Raw genomic sequence first — 16,727 nt, 5'->3', positions numbered from 1 at the left:
GCGTCCGATGCGGTAGGGGCACCCGGGGCGAGTGGTGCAGGTGGTGCGAGCGGTGCGGCTGGTGTGAGCGGTGCGGGCGGTACGGCTGCTGCGGCCGACGCCGGTGACACCCTCCGGCTGGAGCTCCCCGATCCCCCGCCCTTCCGGCACGAGCCCTACCTGGACGGGCTCTTCACGTACTGCCTGTCGGTCCTGTGCGACCACGACGCCGCCGCCGACGTGCTCGGCGACGTCCTCGCCGTGGCCGAGCGGCACCCCGGCCGATGTCCCGACGAGAGCGACCGGCGGGCCTGGCTCTACGCCCTCGCCCGCTGGGCCTGCCTGCGCCGGCTGGCCGAGCGCAGGCGCGTACGCCAAGGGGCGCATTCCGCAGCCCGGCGCACGCCGGAGCACACCGACCCCGAGCATGCGCCCCGGGCGCACCGCCCTCTCGACGTCAGCGCCTACCACCGCACCGAGCTCGCCCGGCTCGCCTGGCCCGAAGCCGCCGGCACCACCCCCGAACAGCGCGAAGCCCTCGAACTCGCCGTCCGCCACCGGCTCGGCGTCACCGAACTCGCCGCCGTCCTCGGCACCGCCCCCACCACCGCCCGGGACCTGCTCTCCGGCGCCGCCTGCGAAGTCGAACGCACCCGCGCCGCCCTCGCCGTCGTCGAGACCGCCAACTGCCCGGCCGTCTCCCGCATCACCGGCGACGACGACGGCCCCGGACCCGGCCAGGTCCTGCTGTCCGCCACCCTGCGCGCCGAGCTCGTCCGCCACGTCGACGACTGCCCGCGCTGCCGCCGCGTCGCCGAACGCGTCGGCGCCGGCGCGCCCTGGCCCGGCTCCGGCGGCATCAACGCCGCCCTCCCCCTCGTCCCCGCCCCCCGCACCGCCGTCCACGCCGCCATGCTGCGCTCCGGCCGCCGCCGCGGCGGCCGCCCCGGCCCGCGCTTCGACCGCACCGGCTTCCCCATGGACCCCAAGGACCGCGCCGCCCGCCGCGACCGGTTCCGGGCCCGCGCCGTGACCACCACCGTCGTGGCCACCGTCGTGGCGGCGCCCGTACTCGCGCTGTGGGCCGCGTACCGGGGCGCACCCGCCACCGGCGAACCCGTCGGCGGCGACGGCACCCGCATCTCCGCCAGCGAGTCTCAGATCCCGCCCCCGTACGTCGCCGGCCGCCCCCTCACCGGGTACGAGAACACCGGCAACACCGCCCACACCACCGGAGAACCCGGCTTCGCCCCCGGCAGCGAAGCCCCCGACGTCTCCGTCGAGGTCATCAGCGCCGGCGCCCCGGCCACCCCCGAGGCCGACGGCCCGGGCGCACCCGGCCGCCTCACCGTCGCCGCCGCCACCCGCGGGGCCACCACCCTGCTCACCCTCACCGCCTCCGGCGGCAGCCCGGTCGACTGGCGGCTCTGGTCGGACGCGCCCTGGCTGCGGGCGAGCCAGACGGCGGGCACCCTCGCACCCGGAGAATCGGTCACCCTGCGGATCACCGTCGACACCGCGGCCCAGCCCGTCGGCGCCTGGACGGCCCGGGTCGGCGTCGACCCCGGCGGCGCGGTGATCTCCCTCCAGGGCCGCGGCCGCCCGGCCCCCACCACCGAGCCGACCCCGCCCGCCCCGGACCCCACGCCGACGCCCCCGGCCCCGGACCCGACACCGACCCCGACGCCCACGCCGACGGCCCCGGACCCCACGCCGACCCCGACGCCCACGCCGACCCCGACGGACCCGGCGACCCCGGCGCCGTCTTCAGGAGGAACGGTTTCCCCCGACCCGGGGGCGGGGACTCCGGCCGGCTGAGGCGCCCCGGCCCCGCCCTACTGCGGGTCGGCCGGGTGCGGGGCCATCGGCAGCAGCGACGCCAGCCGCGCCTCGCACAGCTTCACCAGCTCCGCGTAGGCCTCCTTGCCCATCAGCTCCGTCAGCTCCGCCCGGTACGACACGTACACCGGGTCGCCGGCACCGTGCGCGGACGTCGCCGACGTGCACCACCAGTGCAGGTCATGGCCGCCCGGGCCCCAGCCGCGCCGGTCGTACTCGCCGATCGACACCTGGAGCACCCGGGTGTCGTCCGGCCGGTCGATCCAGTCGTACGTCCGCCGGATCGGCAGCTGCCAGCACACGTCCGGCTTCGTCTCCAGCGGCTCCTGCCCGCTGCGCAGGGCCAGGATGTGCAGGGAACAGCCCGCGCCGGCGGGGAAACCGGGCCGGTTCAGGAAGATGCAGGCGCCGTCCCAGCGGCGGGTCTGCTTGTCCCCGTCGTCGTCCAGCTGGGTCCAGCCCGACTCGCTGCCGACGTCGTGGAACTGCCACAGCTCGGGCGTGAGCCGGGCGACGTGCTCGGCGACCCGCTTCTCGTCGTCCTCGTCGGAGAAGTGCGCGCCGAGGGTGCAGCAACCGTCGGACGCCCGGCCCGCCTGGATGCCCTGGCAGCCGCTGCCGAAGATGCACGTCCAGCGGGAGGTCAGCCAGGTCAGGTCGCAGCGGAAGACCTGCTCGTCGTCGGCGGGATCGGGGAACTCCACCCAGGCCCGGGGGAAGTCGAGCCCCTTCTCGTCCGACACCTTGCTGTTCTTCTTCGTGGTCTCGGTCTTGCTCTTGCTGGCCTTCTTCGTATTTGGCACAAGCCCAGCCTAAGCGCCCCTTCCTCCACCGCTCCGCGTTCGGCCCAGTAGCGTTTCCCGTATGAGACTCGGTGTCCTTGACGTGGGTTCGAACACGATCCATCTGCTGGTGGTGGACGCGCACCCCGGCGCGCGCCCGCAGCCCGCGCACTCGCACAAGGTGCAGCTGCGCCTCGCCGAGCTGCTCGACGAGCGCGGCGCCGTCAGCCCGGAGGGCGTGGAGCGCCTCGTCTCGGCGATCGCCGGCGCGGTGCAGGCGGCCGAGGACAAGGGCTGCGAGGACGTGCTGCCGTTCGCGACGAGCGCGGTGCGCGAGGCCCCGAACGCCGACGAGGTCCTCGCCCGGGTCAAGGAGGAGACCGGCATCGACCTGCCGGTGCTCAGCGGCGAGGACGAGGCCCGGCTGACCTTCCTCGCGGTCCGGCGGTGGTTCGGCTGGTCGGCCGGGAAGCTGCTGGTCCTCGACATCGGCGGCGGCTCCCTGGAGATCGCGTTCGGCATCGACGAGGACCCCGACGCGGCCGTGTCCCTGCCGCTGGGCGCGGGCCGCCTCACCTCGGCCTGGCTCCCGGGCGACCCTGCCGACCCGGCGGACGTACGGGCACTGCGGCGGCACGTCCGGGCGCAGATCGCCCGGACCGTCGGCGAGTTCAGCCGCTTCGGGGCGCCGGACCACGTGGTGGCGACGTCGAAGACCTTCAAGCAGCTGGCCCGCATCGCGGGCGCGGCCCGCGAGGCCGACGGCCTGTACGTGCAGCGCGAGCTGACGCGGAAGTCCCTGGAGGAGTGGGTGCCCCGCCTGACGGCGATGACCACCACGGAACGCGCCGCCCTCCCCGGCGTCTCGGAAGGCCGCGCGGCCCAGCTCCTGGCGGGCGCGCTGGTCGCGGAGGCGACGATGGACCTCTTCGGCGTGGACGAACTGGAGATCTGCCCCTGGGCCCTCCGCGAGGGCGTAATCCTCCGCCGCCTGGACCACCTGCCGTAGGGACGGCACCGGGCCCTTGTCGGCGGAGGCGGGGGCGGGGCTGGGAGCGGGAACCCCCCAAAAGGAACGGTCACAGGGGGAGGGGAGGCAGGAGCGGCCCCATCAGCGACGAGGCGAGGGGTCGGGCGCCGGCCGGCTGGGCGTCCGGGCCCTCAGAAGTCCCGATCCCGGACCGGGTGCGCGACAGATCGCTACGCGCTCCTCTCGGCTTGGCGTCTGACGGCCGCCTGGGCCCCCGGGGGTTGCTCGGGTCGTCCAGCCAGGCGTGCTGGTCGTTCTCGCCGACGCTGATGCCGCCCAGGGCTTCGCGGCAGATCTCGCGGTTCATTCGTTGTCCGGCGGAGGAGGGCGCGTCCACGGTTCGTCCTGCGGGGGTCCGGCAGCGGTTCGGCTCCGCAGTGCGGGCATCGGGGAGGTGGGCCGGTCCATCGGCCGGCCGGTTACGTCGGGGGTGTCGTCACGGGCACTCGACGGCCCAGCCGTATCCGCACAGCCGGCAGTCGGCCATGGGGCCGCCGTACTTGAAGGTGACGGGGGAGGGCAGGCCGCAACCGGGACAGTCGGTGGTGCGGGTGCCGTCCGGGTGGATGACGGGAGGGGCGAGCTGCAGCCCTTGCGTCGAGAGGATGAGGGCCGCTTGGTGGAGCGCCTCCAGTTGGCTGCTGCTGAAGGGGTTTACCGCGCTTGGACGTGTCGGCATGACCAGCACGCTAGGAGGCGAGGGCACCTATCTGCTCGGCGATTGCGCGCGATTGCGCGACCAGCAGGACGTCTTGTGGCTGGTTGCTTATGAAGAGGGCAAGGCCGCCCGAGCGCGGGCGATCAGTCGGTGCGCGTGCGGGCCGTACGCGGCGGCTTCACTGAGTTTGTCCCACACCCGCTGGTAGAGGCCGACGTCCCCGGCGGAATCGAGGCGGAGTTCGACACTGATCGTCTCGACGGTGACTCGTCGCTCGTCGTAGATCCAGAACCCGTGCTTTGGCGTCGTCGCCATGGGAGCGCCGAGCGGAATGATGCCCAGCTCGACGGTGTCGCGACCGATGAGTCCCGACAGCCGGTCGAGTTGGCCGGCCATGGTCTCGGAGGGGCAGAGCAGGACGCGCAGGGCGGCTTCCTCCGTGTCCTTCGGTGAGCGATGCCTGTTCGAGCCGTTGAGGAACACGTGACGGGCGTAGTCGGGGGTTTGGAACAGGCCGGGGATGACGCCCGTCTCGTAGCCGCGCCACGTGGAGGTGGAGCGCGCTGCGAGTGTCTTGCCGTTGAGGCCGGCCTCGATACGCAGCTCGCGGAGCCGGGCACCGAGGGCCTCCCTCGCGTGCTGGTAGTCGGTGCTGCTCACACAGCAGACGGTACCTGGGCCATGAACTCGGCTGTAGGGATGGCGAAGTGCCAGGCGACGTCGCGGGCTTGGCATGCCGCCAGTACTTCCATCGGGTCCTCGATCACGTACACGCCGAGGGTGTGTCCATCCGTGTCGAACGTGAATTTGACCATGGTGCGGGAGTCGAAGAGCCAGAAGTCGAAGTCGGGAAGACCGTGTCGGACAGCATCAGTGCGAGTGATGTTGCGGATGTCCTCACCTGCCTCGACATTGCCCAGGCCGCTCGCCAGGAGGTGGACGGATTCCGAGAAGGGCATCAGGTCGGCCACGGGGTCATTCCTTCGGGGCGAAGCGGGTCAGGAGTTCGCGCGGGATGACGACGAAGGTCTCGGACTCCTTCACGTCACGCAATTGGGCCAGGGCTGCCGGGTCGGTGAGGCGGTCGCCCTGGACCACGATGTCGCCGGTCTCCACGATTTCGTAGAGGGTGGGGCATTCGCCGTCGTCGGAGGTCGTGCCGATGAACCGCAGGGTCATGGTGGAGCTCCGTCCGTGCTGGTCGGGGATCCAGGATGGCTGGAGCCGGTGCGGCGTGGCTCCAGATTGCTCCGGATCGCCGGATCACGTCGGCCTTGGCTGATTGCGTGCAACCGGAGCCGCTCGGCTTCCAAGGGGACCGGGCCCGAGTCGGTCAGGACGCGGGAGCCGGGTGGGGGCGGGCCTCGGGCAGTGGCCCGGTTTTCATTCGAAAAGTATGACGAAAGTGCTGCCGCTTACGGTTCGCCGGGGAGGGGCCCCGTAACCTGTCACCGTGGCAGATCCGCTCCGTATCCCGAACAGCCGGACCCCGAAGGTCGCCCTGTCCACCGCCTCCGTGTACCCGGAGTCCACGGCGACCGCCTTCGAGATCGCCGCCCGTCTCGGCTACGACGGGGTGGAGGTCATGGTCTGGACGGACCCGGTGAGCCAGGACGTCGACGCGCTGCGCCGCCTGTCGGACCACCATCAGGTGCCGATCCTGGCCGTGCACGCGCCCTGTCTGCTCATCACCCAGCGGGTGTGGTCCACCGATCCGTGGATCAAGCTCCAGCGGGCGCAGGCCGCGGCCGAGCGGCTGGGGGCGTCGACCGTCGTCGTGCATCCGCCGTTCCGCTGGCAGCGGCAGTACGCCCGGGACTTCGTGTCCGGGATCTGGCGGATGGCGGACGAGACGGATGTGCGGTTCGCCGTCGAGAACATGTACCCGTGGCGCTACCGGGAACGCGAGATGCTCGCGTACGCGCCCGAGTGGGACGTGACGAAGGACGACTACCGGCACTTCACCGTCGACCTGTCCCACACCGCCACCGCCCGGACCGACGCCAGCGCGATGATCGACCGGATGGGCGACCGGCTGGCGCACGTCCACCTCGCCGACGGCAACGGGTCGGCGAAGGACGAGCACCTCGTCCCCGGACGCGGTACGCAGCCCTGTGCCGAGCTGCTGGAGGGGCTGGCCCGGAGTTCCTTCGACGGGCACGTGGTGATCGAGGTCAACACGCGGCGCGCCATGTCATCCGCCGAGCGGGAGGCCGACCTCGCCGAGGCGCTGGCCTTCACGCGGGCGCACCTCGCCAGGTCGGCCGGGCGCCGGTGAGCGAGCCCGTGAAGCGGCGGCGGGGTCCCGGCCGGCCGCGGCAGGACGAGGCCGACGACGGCCCCGGTACCCAGGAACGGATCCGGCTGGCGGCCCGCGAGGTGTTCGCGGAGCGCGGTTACGACAAGACGTCCGTGCGCGGCATCGCGAAGGTGGCCGGGGTGGATCCGGCGCTCGTGCACCACTACTTCGGCAGCAAGGACGACCTGTTCGCCGCCGCCGTCGAGGTGAGCATGGAGCCCGCCCTGGTGGTTCCGGCCATCCTCGGGGAGGGCCCGGACGGGATCGGGGAGCGGCTGGTCCGCTACTTCCTCGGGGTGTGGGAGAACCCGGTGACGCGTGCGCCGCTGCTCGCCGTGATCCGGTCCGCGCTGACGCACGAGGCCGCCGCGAAGGTGCTGCGCACGCTGGTGCTGCGCCGGCTGCTGGAGCGGATCGCCGCGGACCTGGACGTCCCGGATCCGACGTTCCGGGCGGAGCTGGCCGCCTCGCACATGGTCGGCATCGCGATCCTGCGGTACGTGGTGCAGGTCGAGCCGCTCGCGTCCGCCGATCAGGAGAGCATCGTCGCCCTGGTGGCTCCCACGCTGCAGCGCTACCTCACCGAGGAGTGACGGGGGAGGGCCGGGGGAGGGCCGGGGGAGTGACCGAGGAATGACCCTCCCGTCCCGCCATCCGGACGAGCTGTCCGGATCGCGGGCGGTGGGCGTAGCCTCGTAACCGAGCCATATCCACAGTCGCGGCTGACCGTACAGCCGTACTCATGGGGAGTGAAACCGCATGCCCGAGCTGAGGTCCCGCACCGTCACCCACGGCCGCAACATGGCAGGCGCTCGTGCGCTGATGCGCGCTTCGGGCGTAGCGAGCGAGGACATCGGCAAGCCGATCATCGCGGTCGCCAACTCCTTCACCGAGTTCGTCCCCGGCCACACCCACCTGGCGCCGGTCGGCCGCATCGTCTCCGACGCCATCCGCGCCGCCGGCGCGATCCCCCGCGAGTTCAACACCATCGCGGTCGACGACGGCATCGCCATGGGCCACGCCGGAATGCTGTACTCCCTGCCCTCGCGCGACCTGATCGCGGACAGCGTGGAGTACATGGTCGAGGCGCACTGCGCCGACGCCCTGATCTGCATCTCCAACTGCGACAAGATCACCCCCGGCATGCTGATGGCCGCGCTGCGCCTGAACATCCCGGTGGTCTTCGTCTCCGGCGGCCCGATGGAGGCCGGCCAGGCGACCCTGGTGGACGGCACCGTCCGCAAGCTGGACCTGATCGACGCCATGGTCGACGCCTCCAACGAGAACATCTCGGACGAGGACGTCCTGCGCATCGAGGAGAACGCCTGTCCGACCTGCGGTTCGTGTTCGGGCATGTTCACCGCCAACTCGATGAACTGCCTCGCCGAGGCCATCGGTCTCGCCCTCCCCGGCAACGGCTCGGTCCTCGCCACGCACACCGCCCGCCGCGCCCTGTACGAGGACGCCGGCCGCACGGTCGTGGAGATCACCAAGCGCTACTACGAGGGCGGCGACGAGTCCGTCCTGCCGCGCAACATCGCCTCCCGCGAGGCCTTCGAGAACGCCATGGCCCTGGACATCGCCATGGGCGGCTCGACCAACACGATCCTGCACCTGCTGGCCGCCGCGCAGGAGGCGGGCCTGGACTACGACCTCAAGGACATCGACGCCGTCTCGCGCCGCGTGCCCTGCCTGGCCAAGGTCGCCCCGAACGTCGCCCCGGGCGGCACGTACTACATGGAGGACGTGCACCGCGCCGGCGGCATCCCCGCCATCCTCGGTGAGCTGCACCGCGGCGGGCTCCTCAACAAGGACGTCAGCACCGTCCACTCCGAGGGCCTGGACGACTGGCTCGCGAAGTGGGACGCCCGCTCCGGCACGGCGTCCGAGGAGGCCATGGAGCTGTGGCACGCGGCCCCCGGCTGCAAGCGCTCCGCGACCGCCTTCTCCCAGTCCGAGCGCTGGGAGACCCTCGACCTGGACGCGGCGGGCGGCTGCATCCGCTCCGTGGAGCACGCGTACTCCAAGGACGGCGGCCTGGCCGTGCTGCGCGGCAACCTCGCGGTCGACGGCTGCGTGGTGAAGACGGCGGGCGTCGACGAGTCGATCTGGACCTTCGAGGGCCCGGCCGTCGTCTGCGAGTCGCAGGATGAGGCCGTCGACAAGATCCTCCGCAAGGAGGTCCAGCCGGGCGACGTCGTCGTCATCCGCTACGAGGGCCCGCGCGGCGGCCCCGGCATGCAGGAGATGCTCTACCCGACGTCCTTCCTCAAGGGCCGCGGCCTCGGCAAGGTCTGCGCCCTGGTGACGGACGGCCGGTTCTCCGGCGGCACCTCGGGCCTGTCCATCGGCCACGCCTCCCCGGAGGCGGCCTCGGGCGGCGACATCGCCGTCGTCCGGGACGGCGACCGGATCCGCATCGACATCCCGAACCGGTCGATCGAGCTGCTGGTCTCCGAGGAGGAGCTGGCCGCCCGCCACGCGGAGCTCGGCGGCGTGTACGCGCCGAAGACCCGCGAGCGCACCGTCTCGGCGGCCCTGCGCGCCTACGCGGCGATGGCCACCAGCGCCGACAAGGGCGCGGTCCGCGACGTGACGAAGCTGGGCTGAGCCTCCCGGATCCCGTGAACCCCGCCGAGGTGGCCTACCACCCGGCGGGGTTCCGCGTTTCCAGGGCGAAGACCGTGCCGTCGGGGGCGGAGGCGTAGACGCGGCCGTCGGCGACGACGGGGGAGGGGAGGGTGGCGCTGAAGGTGCCCTGCGAGGCCATGCGCGGCTTGGTCTGGCCGGCCAGCCGCCCGGTGGCGGCGTCGACGGCCAGCAGTCGGCCGTCCGGCGCGGTCAGGTAGAGCCGTCCGTCCGCGAGCACCGGCCGTGAGGCGGAGGCCATGCCCGTCTCCAGCTGCCACCGCTGCCCGTCCAGGCCGACGGCCACCAGACGCCCGCCCGTCCCGAAGGCGTAGACGGTGCCATCGGGCCCGAGGACGGCTTCGGCGTCGAACAACGGCGCCGCCAGCGCCGCCCGGCGCAGGGTCCGGTTCGCCAGGTCGACCCGGACGACTGCGCGGGCCCCGCCGGCCGTGTCGTCGTCGAGGAGGTACGCGCCCCCGCCGACGACCCCCATCGGGCGCAACACGCCCGACGTGCGTAGCTGCCAGCGCTCGGTTCCGTTCTCGGGAGCGACCGAGGCCAGGTGCGTCGACCTGCCGTCGGAGTTCCGTGAGGCCACGTACAGGGAGGGGCGTCCCGCCTCGTCCGGGCCGGACCACCAGACAGATCCCACTCCGCCGATCTTCTTCGTCCAGCGCTGGGCGCCAGTGGCCGCGTCGAGGACGGTGACTTCCCCGGTGGGCCCGGCCAACAGCACCCGCTCGCCGGTGACCACCGTTTGAACGGTGTCCCGGAGCGGACGCTGCCAGCGCTCTGCCCCGGTACTGGGATCCACCGCGTGGAGCAGTCGGCTGCCGGAGGCGATGGAGATGAGAAGCCCGCCCCCGTACCTGGGTGCGCTGTCGGCCGCCGTGTGGTCGGCGGGGGCCGCCGCCGGTACGGACCACATCGTCGAGCCGTGGGCCGGGTCCAGCCGGGTCACTGCCAAGCCTTGCGCCGAGCAGTACAGGCCGCCGGCCAGCCAGGAACATGCCGCGGCACGGTTGCCAGGGCCCCGGTCGCCCACTCCGACGGCCCAAGGGGTGAAGGCCGCCTCCGTCCGTTGCGTGGTCTCCGTGCGCGGTGTTTCCCCTACCGAGCCCAGGTATCGGTAGGCGCCGTACCCGCCCATCACTGCGAGGAGCAGTCCCAGAGCGGCCGCGAGTGCCGCCGGGCGCCGCCGTCGGGGCTTCGCGCCGGTCCGGGGATCGGGCCCGGCGGATGGCGCGACCGCATCCCTCAGGTGTGTGACGACCTCGTCGGCGGCCGGCAGGCGCGGCCGGGGGATGAACGCCTGGGTGTCCTCGCCGGTCGGGTACGCGACGGCGCGCATCTCCGCGATCAGCGCCTCGGCGGTCGGCCGCTCCGCCGGGTCCTTCGCCAGGCAGCGTGCCACGATCGGCACGAGCCGGGCCGGCAGCCCCGTCAGGTCGGGCTCACTGTGGACCACCTGGTACGCCACCAGGTAGTGGCTGTCGGAGTCGAAGGGCCCGCGCCCGGTCGCCGCGTGCACCAGCACCGCGCCCAGCGCGAACACGTCCGCCGCCGTCCCCACCTCGCGCGGCCGCTGGAACTGCTCCGGCGCCATGAACGGCGGGGTCCCGATCAGCTTGCCTGTCTCGGTCCGCAGGTCGCTGTCCGCCGGGCGCGAGATGCCGAAGTCGATGACCCGCACCCCGTCCGGCGCCATCAGCACGTTGCTCGGCTTCAGGTCCCGGTGCACCACCCCGGCCCGGTGGATGTCGCGCAGGGCCTCCGCCAGCCCGGCGGCGAGCCGGGTCAGCTCGACGGGGTCCAGCACGCGTTCGCGTACCCGCTCGGACAGGGTGGGGGCGTCGATGAAGAGGGTGGCCATCCAGGGCCGCTCGGCGTCCGGGTCGGCGTCGACGACGGGCGCGGTGAAGGCCCCGCTCACCCGCCGCGCGGCCGTGACCTCCTGCCGGAACCGCGCCCGGAACTCCGGATCCACCGCGTGCTGGGCGTGTACGACCTTGACGGCGAGTTTCAGCCCCGAACTGGAGGCGGCCAGGTGGACGACGCCCATGCCACCGGAGCCGAGCACGGATTCGAGCCGGTACTGGCCGGCGTACTCCGGAAACCCGGCGTAGTCCGCGCGCCGCGACTGCACCGCTCACCACCCCCGCCGGAGCCTAGTCGATGGCCCGTGGGAACATCCAAGGGCTTGCTACCCTGCGCGCGTTGCGCAGCGCAGCAACCCATGGGGGGAGTAATCGCATGTCCATCGAGAATGATTCCAGCCAGGCGCAGAGCCTCGCTGCGGCCGACTCGGGCTTCCAGTCGTACCCGGTTGCGCCGGGCTACCAGGTGAACGTCCGCTCCGGCCCCGGCACCAACTACTCCGTGGTCCGAGTGCTGACACTGGGCGCCAGCGTCACGATCCGCTGCCAGTGCCCCGGCACCACGGTCTCGGGCCCGTACGGCACGACCGATCTGTGGGACTGCATCGGCAACGGCCAGTTTGTGTCCGACGCCTACGTACGCACCGGCGCGGACGGCTACGTGGCAGGCCGCTGCGGCTGACCCTGCCGTCACGGCAAGGTCACCGTTCTGCCAGGTGAGACGCCCCCGGCGGGTCCTGCCCGCCGGGGGATAATCGGCACCGTGAGCGACGACCAGCAGCGAGACCCGAGCCAGGACCAGAGCCCGAGCCAGGGCCAGAGCCCCGCCGCGCCGGCCCCCGGCCCGCAGCCCGAGCCGATCCGGTTCTTCGGCACGTCCTGGGTGGACCACGACAACGGCTACGCCCTGCGCCGCGCCGGCGTGGCCGTCGGCTCGCTCGCCGCCGCCGTCATCGGCGCGTACCTGCTGCGCTTCGCCTACGAGGGCCTGGAGATCGGCGACGTCGGCCCGTTCCTCAGCATCTCCGTCGTCGTGCTGTTCGCGATCGCCAGTGCCATCGCGTTCGCCAAGACCTGGGAGTCCTTCGGCCGCCGCCCGCGCCCGTCCTCCGACGAGGCCGCCCTCAAGGGCCTGAAGACCATCGGGTTCATCGGCTCCCTCGCCGCGTACTTCCTGCGCAGCCTGTCCGAGGCCCCGGGCGAGAAGCTCCGCCGCACCGAGTACGAGCGGGCCGTGGCCGAATTCAGCCGTCGCCGCAGCGCCCGTACGGGCAACCCGGCCGCGCGCCGGCCCAAGCGCAAGAAGTAGCGCCCCAGCCCCACCCCCAGCCCACGCCCCGCCCCCGCTCACCCGAACCCCGAACACCCGGCTCATTGACGCCCGGCACAGCCGGGAGCATTATTCATCACATGATGAATAACCAGCCGGAGGAACCCCCTCCCGCCGCCGTCCACGCCCAGGACCTCACCGTCCGCCGCGGCACCGGCCGCCACCCCCGCACCGTCCTCGACGGCATCGGCTTCGACGTCCCCCGCGGCCGCATCACCGGCCTCCTCGGCCCCTCCGGCTGCGGCAAATCCACCCTCATGCGCGCCGTCGTCGGCACCCAGGCCCACGTCACCGGCACCCTCGACGTCCTCGGCCGCCCCGCCGGCCACCCCGAACTCCGCTCCCGCATCGGCTACGTCACCCAGGCGCCCTCCGTCTACGACGACCTCACCGTCCGGCAGAACCTCGACTACTTCGCCGCCGTCCTCGACCCCGGCCGCGCCGCCGCCGAACGCCGCCGCGCCGCCGTCGAGCAGGCCATCACCGACGTCGACCTCACCACCCGCGCCACCGCCCTCGCCGGCAACCTCTCCGGCGGCCAGCGCAGCCGCGTCTCCCTCGCCGTCGCCCTCCTCGGCACGCCCGAGCTGCTCGTCCTCGACGAACCCACCGTCGGCCTCGACCCCGTCCTGCGCCGCGACCTGTGGAACCTCTTCCACGACCTCACCGCCCGCCGCGGCACCACGATCCTCGTCTCCTCCCACGTCATGGACGAGGCCGAGCGCTGCCACGACCTGCTCCTCATGCGCGACGGCCGCATCCTCGCCCAGGACACCCCCGAAGCCCTCCGCACCCGCACCGCCGCCGCCACCGTCGAGGAAGGCTTCCTCCGCCTCGTCGACGAAGCCAACGCCAAGGCCGGCACCCTCGAAACGGAGACCCAGCGATGAACGGCGCCCGCACCCTCGCCACCGCCGGCCGCGTACTGCGCCAGCTCCGCCACGACCCGCGCTCCATCGCCCTGATGCTGCTGGTCCCCGTACTGATGCTCACCCTGCTGCGCTACGTCTTCGACGGCAGCCCCCGCACCTTCGACAGCATCGGCGCGTCCCTCCTCGGGATCTTCCCCCTCATCACGATGTTCCTCGTGACCTCGATCGCCACCCTCCGCGAACGCACCTCCGGCACCCTCGAACGCCTCCTCGCCATGCCGCTCGGCAAGGGCGACCTCATCGCCGGCTACGCCCTCGCCTTCGGCGCGGTCGCCGTCGTCCAGTCCCTCCTCGCCACCGGCCTCGCCCTCTGGCTCCTCGGCCTCGACGTCATCGGCTCCCCCTGGCTGCTCCTGCTCGTCGCCCTCCTCGACGCCCTCCTCGGCACCGCCCTCGGCCTCTTCGTCTCCGCCTTCGCCGCCTCCGAGTTCCAGGCCGTCCAGTTCATGCCGGCCGTGATCTTCCCGCAGCTGCTGCTGTGCGGCCTGTTCGCACCCCGCGACACCATGCAGCCCGTACTCGACGGCCTCTCCGACGTCCTGCCCATGTCCTACGCCGTCGACGGCATGACCCAGGTCCTCACCCACACCGACATGACCGCCGACTTCGTCCGCGACGCCGTCGTCGTCGCCGCCTGCGCGCTCCTCGTCCTCGCCCTCGGCGCCGCCACCCTCCGCCGCCGCACGCCCTGACCACGGAGCGGACACCCCCTCGCCACCAGGCGGACGGGTGCAAGGATGAGGGCGTACGTCCTGAAGGTTCGTTCGGCGAGGTGAATCGGGCATGACCCAGACAGTCGCAGTCCTCGGTACCGGCAAGATCGGCGAGGCCCTGCTCAGCGGGATGATCCGCGGCGGCTGGCCGGCCGCCAAACTGCTCGTCACCGCCCGCCGCCCCGAGCGCGCCGAAGAGCTCCGCACCCGCTACGGCGTCGAGGCCGTCAGCAACGCCGAAGCCGCCAAGCGCGCCGACACCCTCATCCTCACGGTCAAGCCGCAGGACATGGGCAAGCTCCTCGAAGAGCTCGCCCCGCACGTCCCCGCCGACCGCCTGGTCATCAGCGGCGCCGCCGGCATCCCCACCGCCTTCTTCGAGGAGCGGCTCGCCCCCGGCACCCCCGTCGTCCGCGTCATGACGAACACCCCGGCCCTCGTCGACGAGGCCATGTCCGTCATCTCCGCCGGCAGCCACGCCACCGCCGCCCACCTCCAGCACGCCGAGGAGATCTTCGGCGGCGTCGGCAAGACCCTCCGCGTCCCCGAGTCCCAGCAGGACGCGGCCACCGCCCTCTCCGGCTCCGGCCCCGCCTACTTCTACTTCCTCGTCGAGGCCATGACCGACGCCGGCATCCTCCTCGGCCTGCCCCGCGCCCAGGCCCACGACCTCATCGTCCAGGCCGCCATCGGCGCCGCCGTCATGCTCCGCGACAGCGGCGAACACCCCGTCAAGCTCCGTGAAGCCGTCACCTCCCCCGCCGGTACGACGATCAACGCCATCGTCGAGCTGGAGAAGCACGGCGTACGCGCGGCCCTGATCGCCGCCCTCGAAGCGGCCCGCGACCGCAGCCGCGAACTCGCCACCGGCAACAGCTGACGAGGTGAGGAGGGGGAGGGATCCTTCTTTCCCTCCCCCTCCTCCACCCGTTCACGGAGCCAGCAGGCCGATGGCCTCGTACGCCCGGTCCACCACCGGCCGCGCGATGCCCCGCGCCCGCCCGGCCCCTTCGCGCAGCACCCGCTCCACCTCGCCCGGATCGGCCGCCAGCCCGGCGTGCCGCTCGCGCAGCGGCCGCAGCAGCTCCACCACGGCCTCGGCGACGTCCCGCTTCAGCGGCCCGTACTGCTCGTACCCGTCGGCCAGCTTCTCCGGCTCCCCGCCCGTACAGGCCGCCAGGATGTCCAGCAGGTTCGCCACCCCCGGCCGCGCGGCCCGGTCGTAGACCACCCCGCCGTCCCCGCTGTCGGTCACCGCACGCATCACCTTCTTGGTGATCACCGCCGGCTCGTCGAGGAGGTAGACGATCCCGGCGCCGCTCTCACTGGACTTCCCCATCTTCGACGTCGGGTCCTGGAGGTCCATGACCCGCGCACCCACGGCCGGCAGCGTCACCTTCGGCACCGTGAACGTCTGCCCGTACCGCTGGTTGAACCGCACCGCCAGGTCCCGGGTCAGCTCCACGTGCTGCCGCTGGTCCTCACCGACGGGCACCTCCTCCGCCGCGTACGCCAGGATGTCCGCGGCCATCAGCACGGGATACGTCAGCAGCGACAGCCGTACGCCGTTCCCGGCGGCCTCCGCCTTCGCCGCCTTCTCCCGGTACTGGATCATCCGCCGCAGCTCCCCGTCGGCGGCGGTGCACTCCAGCAAGTAGGACAGCCGGGTGTGCTCGGCGACGTGGCTCTGCACGAAGAGGGTGCACCGCCGCGGATCCAGGCCGGCGGCGAGGAACAGCGTCGCGGCCTGCCGGGTGAGGCGCCGCACCCGTGCGGGATCGTGCTCCGTGGTGAGCGCGTGCAGGTCCACCACGCAGAACAGCGCGTCGGACGGCGCGTGCTCGGCCGCGACCCACTGCCGCAGGGCCCCCAGGTAGTTGCCCAGCGTCAGGTGCCCGGACGGCGTGATCCCGCTGAAGATCCTCGTCATGTCTGCTGTTCTCCCTCTGAGTGCGTGAGTGGGGCCACCGCGCCGGCGACCGGGCCACTCCCGAGGGGGAGAAACAGAAACGGCCGCCGTAGCGGCGGCCGAGAGCGCGTGCGTGCTCGCGTTGGGGGTCGGCCGCCGTCAGGCGGCCCACCAGCGAAGGCTGAGCGTGAGCACGTGCGTAGTCATGGGGCCCAGCGTAGACCCGGGGGCGTGAGGAGCACGTGAGGTTTTCCGGCCAGTCGCCCGCCGGTCAGCGCAGGGTTGACACAGGTGTGCCAGGTCCGTAAGGTTCTTCGAGTTGTCCGACGTGAGCGCCGACTCCGGTCGGTCCCCGGACAGCCATCCCGCACATACGACATTCGAACGAACGATGCACTTCGTCGTCTCGTTTTCATGCATATTTGCGAATGAGGAATCCGCGTTCCAGGACGCAGCCGCCGATTGGCTTCGGGGGCAAGGAATCCGCTACTGTCTCACTCGCCGGAAGGGCCCAACAGCCCGAAAGGCAAACCCCGCTGACTGGGGGTCAGGCCCGAAAGGATCTGATAGAGTCGGAACCGCCGGAAAGGGAAAACGCGAAAGCGAAGGACCTGGAAAGCAAGCGAGAAAGACTCTGATAGAGTCTGAATCGCAAGAACGAAAGCCCGGAGGAAAGCCCGAGAGGGTGAGTACAAAGGAAGCGTCCGTTCCTTGAGAACTCAACAGCGTGCCAAAAATCAACGCCAGA

17 protein-coding genes are annotated in these 16,727 nt (G+C 72.3%); 10 read left to right on the top strand and 7 right to left on the bottom strand.

Going from position 1 to position 16,727, the window contains the following annotated elements:
- The first annotated feature begins 63 nt into the window (after positions 1 to 63).
- Positions 64 to 1,797, top strand: a complete 1,734-nt coding sequence (locus ACQKM2_RS18625) for a BACON domain-containing protein (protein ID WP_427710970.1) — start codon at positions 64 to 66, stop codon at positions 1,795 to 1,797.
- A 17-nt stretch (positions 1,798 to 1,814) separates the two neighbouring features.
- On the opposite strand, the gene ACQKM2_RS18620 is transcribed toward ACQKM2_RS18625, so the two are convergent.
- On the bottom strand, positions 1,815 to 2,621 hold the full coding sequence (locus ACQKM2_RS18620; RefSeq protein ID WP_427710969.1) for a hypothetical protein: 807 nt from the start codon (positions 2,619 to 2,621) through the stop codon (positions 1,815 to 1,817).
- Positions 2,622 to 2,682: 61 nt separating this feature from the next.
- Between ACQKM2_RS18620 and ACQKM2_RS18615 the strand changes: the two genes are divergently transcribed.
- On the top strand, positions 2,683 to 3,609 hold the full coding sequence (locus ACQKM2_RS18615; protein ID WP_427710967.1) for a Ppx/GppA family phosphatase: 927 nt from the start codon (positions 2,683 to 2,685) through the stop codon (positions 3,607 to 3,609).
- 457 nt (positions 3,610 to 4,066) lie between these two features.
- On the opposite strand, the gene ACQKM2_RS18610 is transcribed toward ACQKM2_RS18615, so the two are convergent.
- From ACQKM2_RS18610 to ACQKM2_RS18595, 4 genes are all read right to left on the bottom strand, one after another.
- On the bottom strand, positions 4,067 to 4,309 hold the full coding sequence (locus tag ACQKM2_RS18610) for a hypothetical protein (RefSeq protein WP_427710966.1): 243 nt from the start codon (positions 4,307 to 4,309) through the stop codon (positions 4,067 to 4,069).
- 87 nt (positions 4,310 to 4,396) lie between these two features.
- Positions 4,397 to 4,948 carry a Scr1 family TA system antitoxin-like transcriptional regulator gene (locus ACQKM2_RS18605; protein ID WP_427710964.1) on the bottom strand — a complete coding sequence of 184 codons (552 nt, stop codon included), beginning with the start codon at positions 4,946 to 4,948 and terminating at the stop codon, positions 4,397 to 4,399.
- On the bottom strand, positions 4,945 to 5,259 hold the full coding sequence (locus ACQKM2_RS18600; protein ID WP_427710962.1) for a DUF6879 family protein: 315 nt from the start codon (positions 5,257 to 5,259) through the stop codon (positions 4,945 to 4,947). The genes ACQKM2_RS18605 and ACQKM2_RS18600 overlap by 4 nt, the downstream gene beginning before the upstream one ends.
- A 4-nt stretch (positions 5,260 to 5,263) precedes the next feature.
- On the bottom strand, positions 5,264 to 5,467 hold the full coding sequence (locus ACQKM2_RS18595; RefSeq protein WP_427710960.1) for a hypothetical protein: 204 nt from the start codon (positions 5,465 to 5,467) through the stop codon (positions 5,264 to 5,266).
- 274 nt (positions 5,468 to 5,741) lie between these two features.
- Between ACQKM2_RS18595 and ACQKM2_RS18590 the strand changes: the two genes are divergently transcribed.
- The 3 genes from ACQKM2_RS18590 to ilvD all read left to right on the top strand — a co-directional run bounded on the left by ACQKM2_RS18590 (position 5,742) and on the right by ilvD (position 9,197).
- Entirely contained in the window at positions 5,742 to 6,566 is an 825-nt protein-coding gene (locus ACQKM2_RS18590) for a sugar phosphate isomerase/epimerase family protein (RefSeq protein ID WP_427710959.1), read from the top strand.
- Complete coding sequence (locus ACQKM2_RS18585; protein WP_427710958.1) at positions 6,563 to 7,180, top strand: TetR family transcriptional regulator; 618 nt, start codon at positions 6,563 to 6,565, stop codon at positions 7,178 to 7,180. The genes ACQKM2_RS18590 and ACQKM2_RS18585 overlap by 4 nt, the downstream gene beginning before the upstream one ends.
- 166 nt (positions 7,181 to 7,346) lie before the next feature.
- Entirely contained in the window at positions 7,347 to 9,197 is a 1,851-nt protein-coding gene (gene ilvD, locus ACQKM2_RS18580) for a dihydroxy-acid dehydratase (protein WP_427710957.1), read from the top strand.
- A gap of 34 nt (positions 9,198 to 9,231) precedes the next feature.
- Here ilvD and ACQKM2_RS18575 read toward each other — a convergent pair whose 3' ends face one another.
- A complete protein-coding gene (locus ACQKM2_RS18575) occupies positions 9,232 to 11,364 on the bottom strand; it encodes a serine/threonine-protein kinase (protein WP_427710955.1) in 2,133 nt (710 codons plus the stop codon).
- A 107-nt stretch (positions 11,365 to 11,471) separates the two neighbouring features.
- Here ACQKM2_RS18575 and ACQKM2_RS18570 point away from each other — a divergent pair, with 107 nt between their 5' ends.
- The 5 genes from ACQKM2_RS18570 to proC all read left to right on the top strand — a co-directional run bounded on the left by ACQKM2_RS18570 (position 11,472) and on the right by proC (position 14,950).
- A complete protein-coding gene (locus ACQKM2_RS18570) occupies positions 11,472 to 11,777 on the top strand; it encodes a peptidase (protein WP_427710954.1) in 306 nt (101 codons plus the stop codon).
- Positions 11,778 to 11,858: 81 nt separating this feature from the next.
- Complete coding sequence (locus ACQKM2_RS18565) at positions 11,859 to 12,404, top strand: hypothetical protein (protein WP_427710953.1); 546 nt, start codon at positions 11,859 to 11,861, stop codon at positions 12,402 to 12,404.
- Positions 12,405 to 12,505: 101 nt separating this feature from the next.
- Positions 12,506 to 13,315 (top strand): ABC transporter ATP-binding protein, encoded by an 810-nt coding sequence (locus tag ACQKM2_RS18560; protein ID WP_427710951.1) that lies wholly within the window; start codon positions 12,506 to 12,508, stop codon positions 13,313 to 13,315.
- On the top strand, positions 13,312 to 14,049 hold the full coding sequence (locus tag ACQKM2_RS18555) for an ABC transporter permease (RefSeq protein WP_427710949.1): 738 nt from the start codon (positions 13,312 to 13,314) through the stop codon (positions 14,047 to 14,049). Before ACQKM2_RS18560 ends, ACQKM2_RS18555 begins: the two co-directional genes overlap by 4 nt.
- A 91-nt stretch (positions 14,050 to 14,140) precedes the next feature.
- A complete protein-coding gene (proC, locus tag ACQKM2_RS18550) occupies positions 14,141 to 14,950 on the top strand; it encodes a pyrroline-5-carboxylate reductase (protein ID WP_125818675.1) in 810 nt (269 codons plus the stop codon).
- Positions 14,951 to 15,001: 51 nt separating this feature from the next.
- Here the strand turns inward: proC and trpS are convergent, their stop codons facing one another.
- On the bottom strand, positions 15,002 to 16,000 hold the full coding sequence (gene trpS, locus ACQKM2_RS18545) for a tryptophan--tRNA ligase (RefSeq protein ID WP_427710947.1): 999 nt from the start codon (positions 15,998 to 16,000) through the stop codon (positions 15,002 to 15,004).
- Positions 16,001 to 16,727 lie beyond the last annotated feature (727 nt).

Origin of the sequence: Streptomyces sp. NPDC004126 (genome assembly GCF_050275515.1) — a bacterium.
In the GTDB taxonomy this organism is placed as follows: Bacteria; Actinomycetota; Actinomycetes; order Streptomycetales; family Streptomycetaceae; genus Streptomyces.
This window is presented reverse-complemented; position numbering and strand designations above follow the sequence as displayed.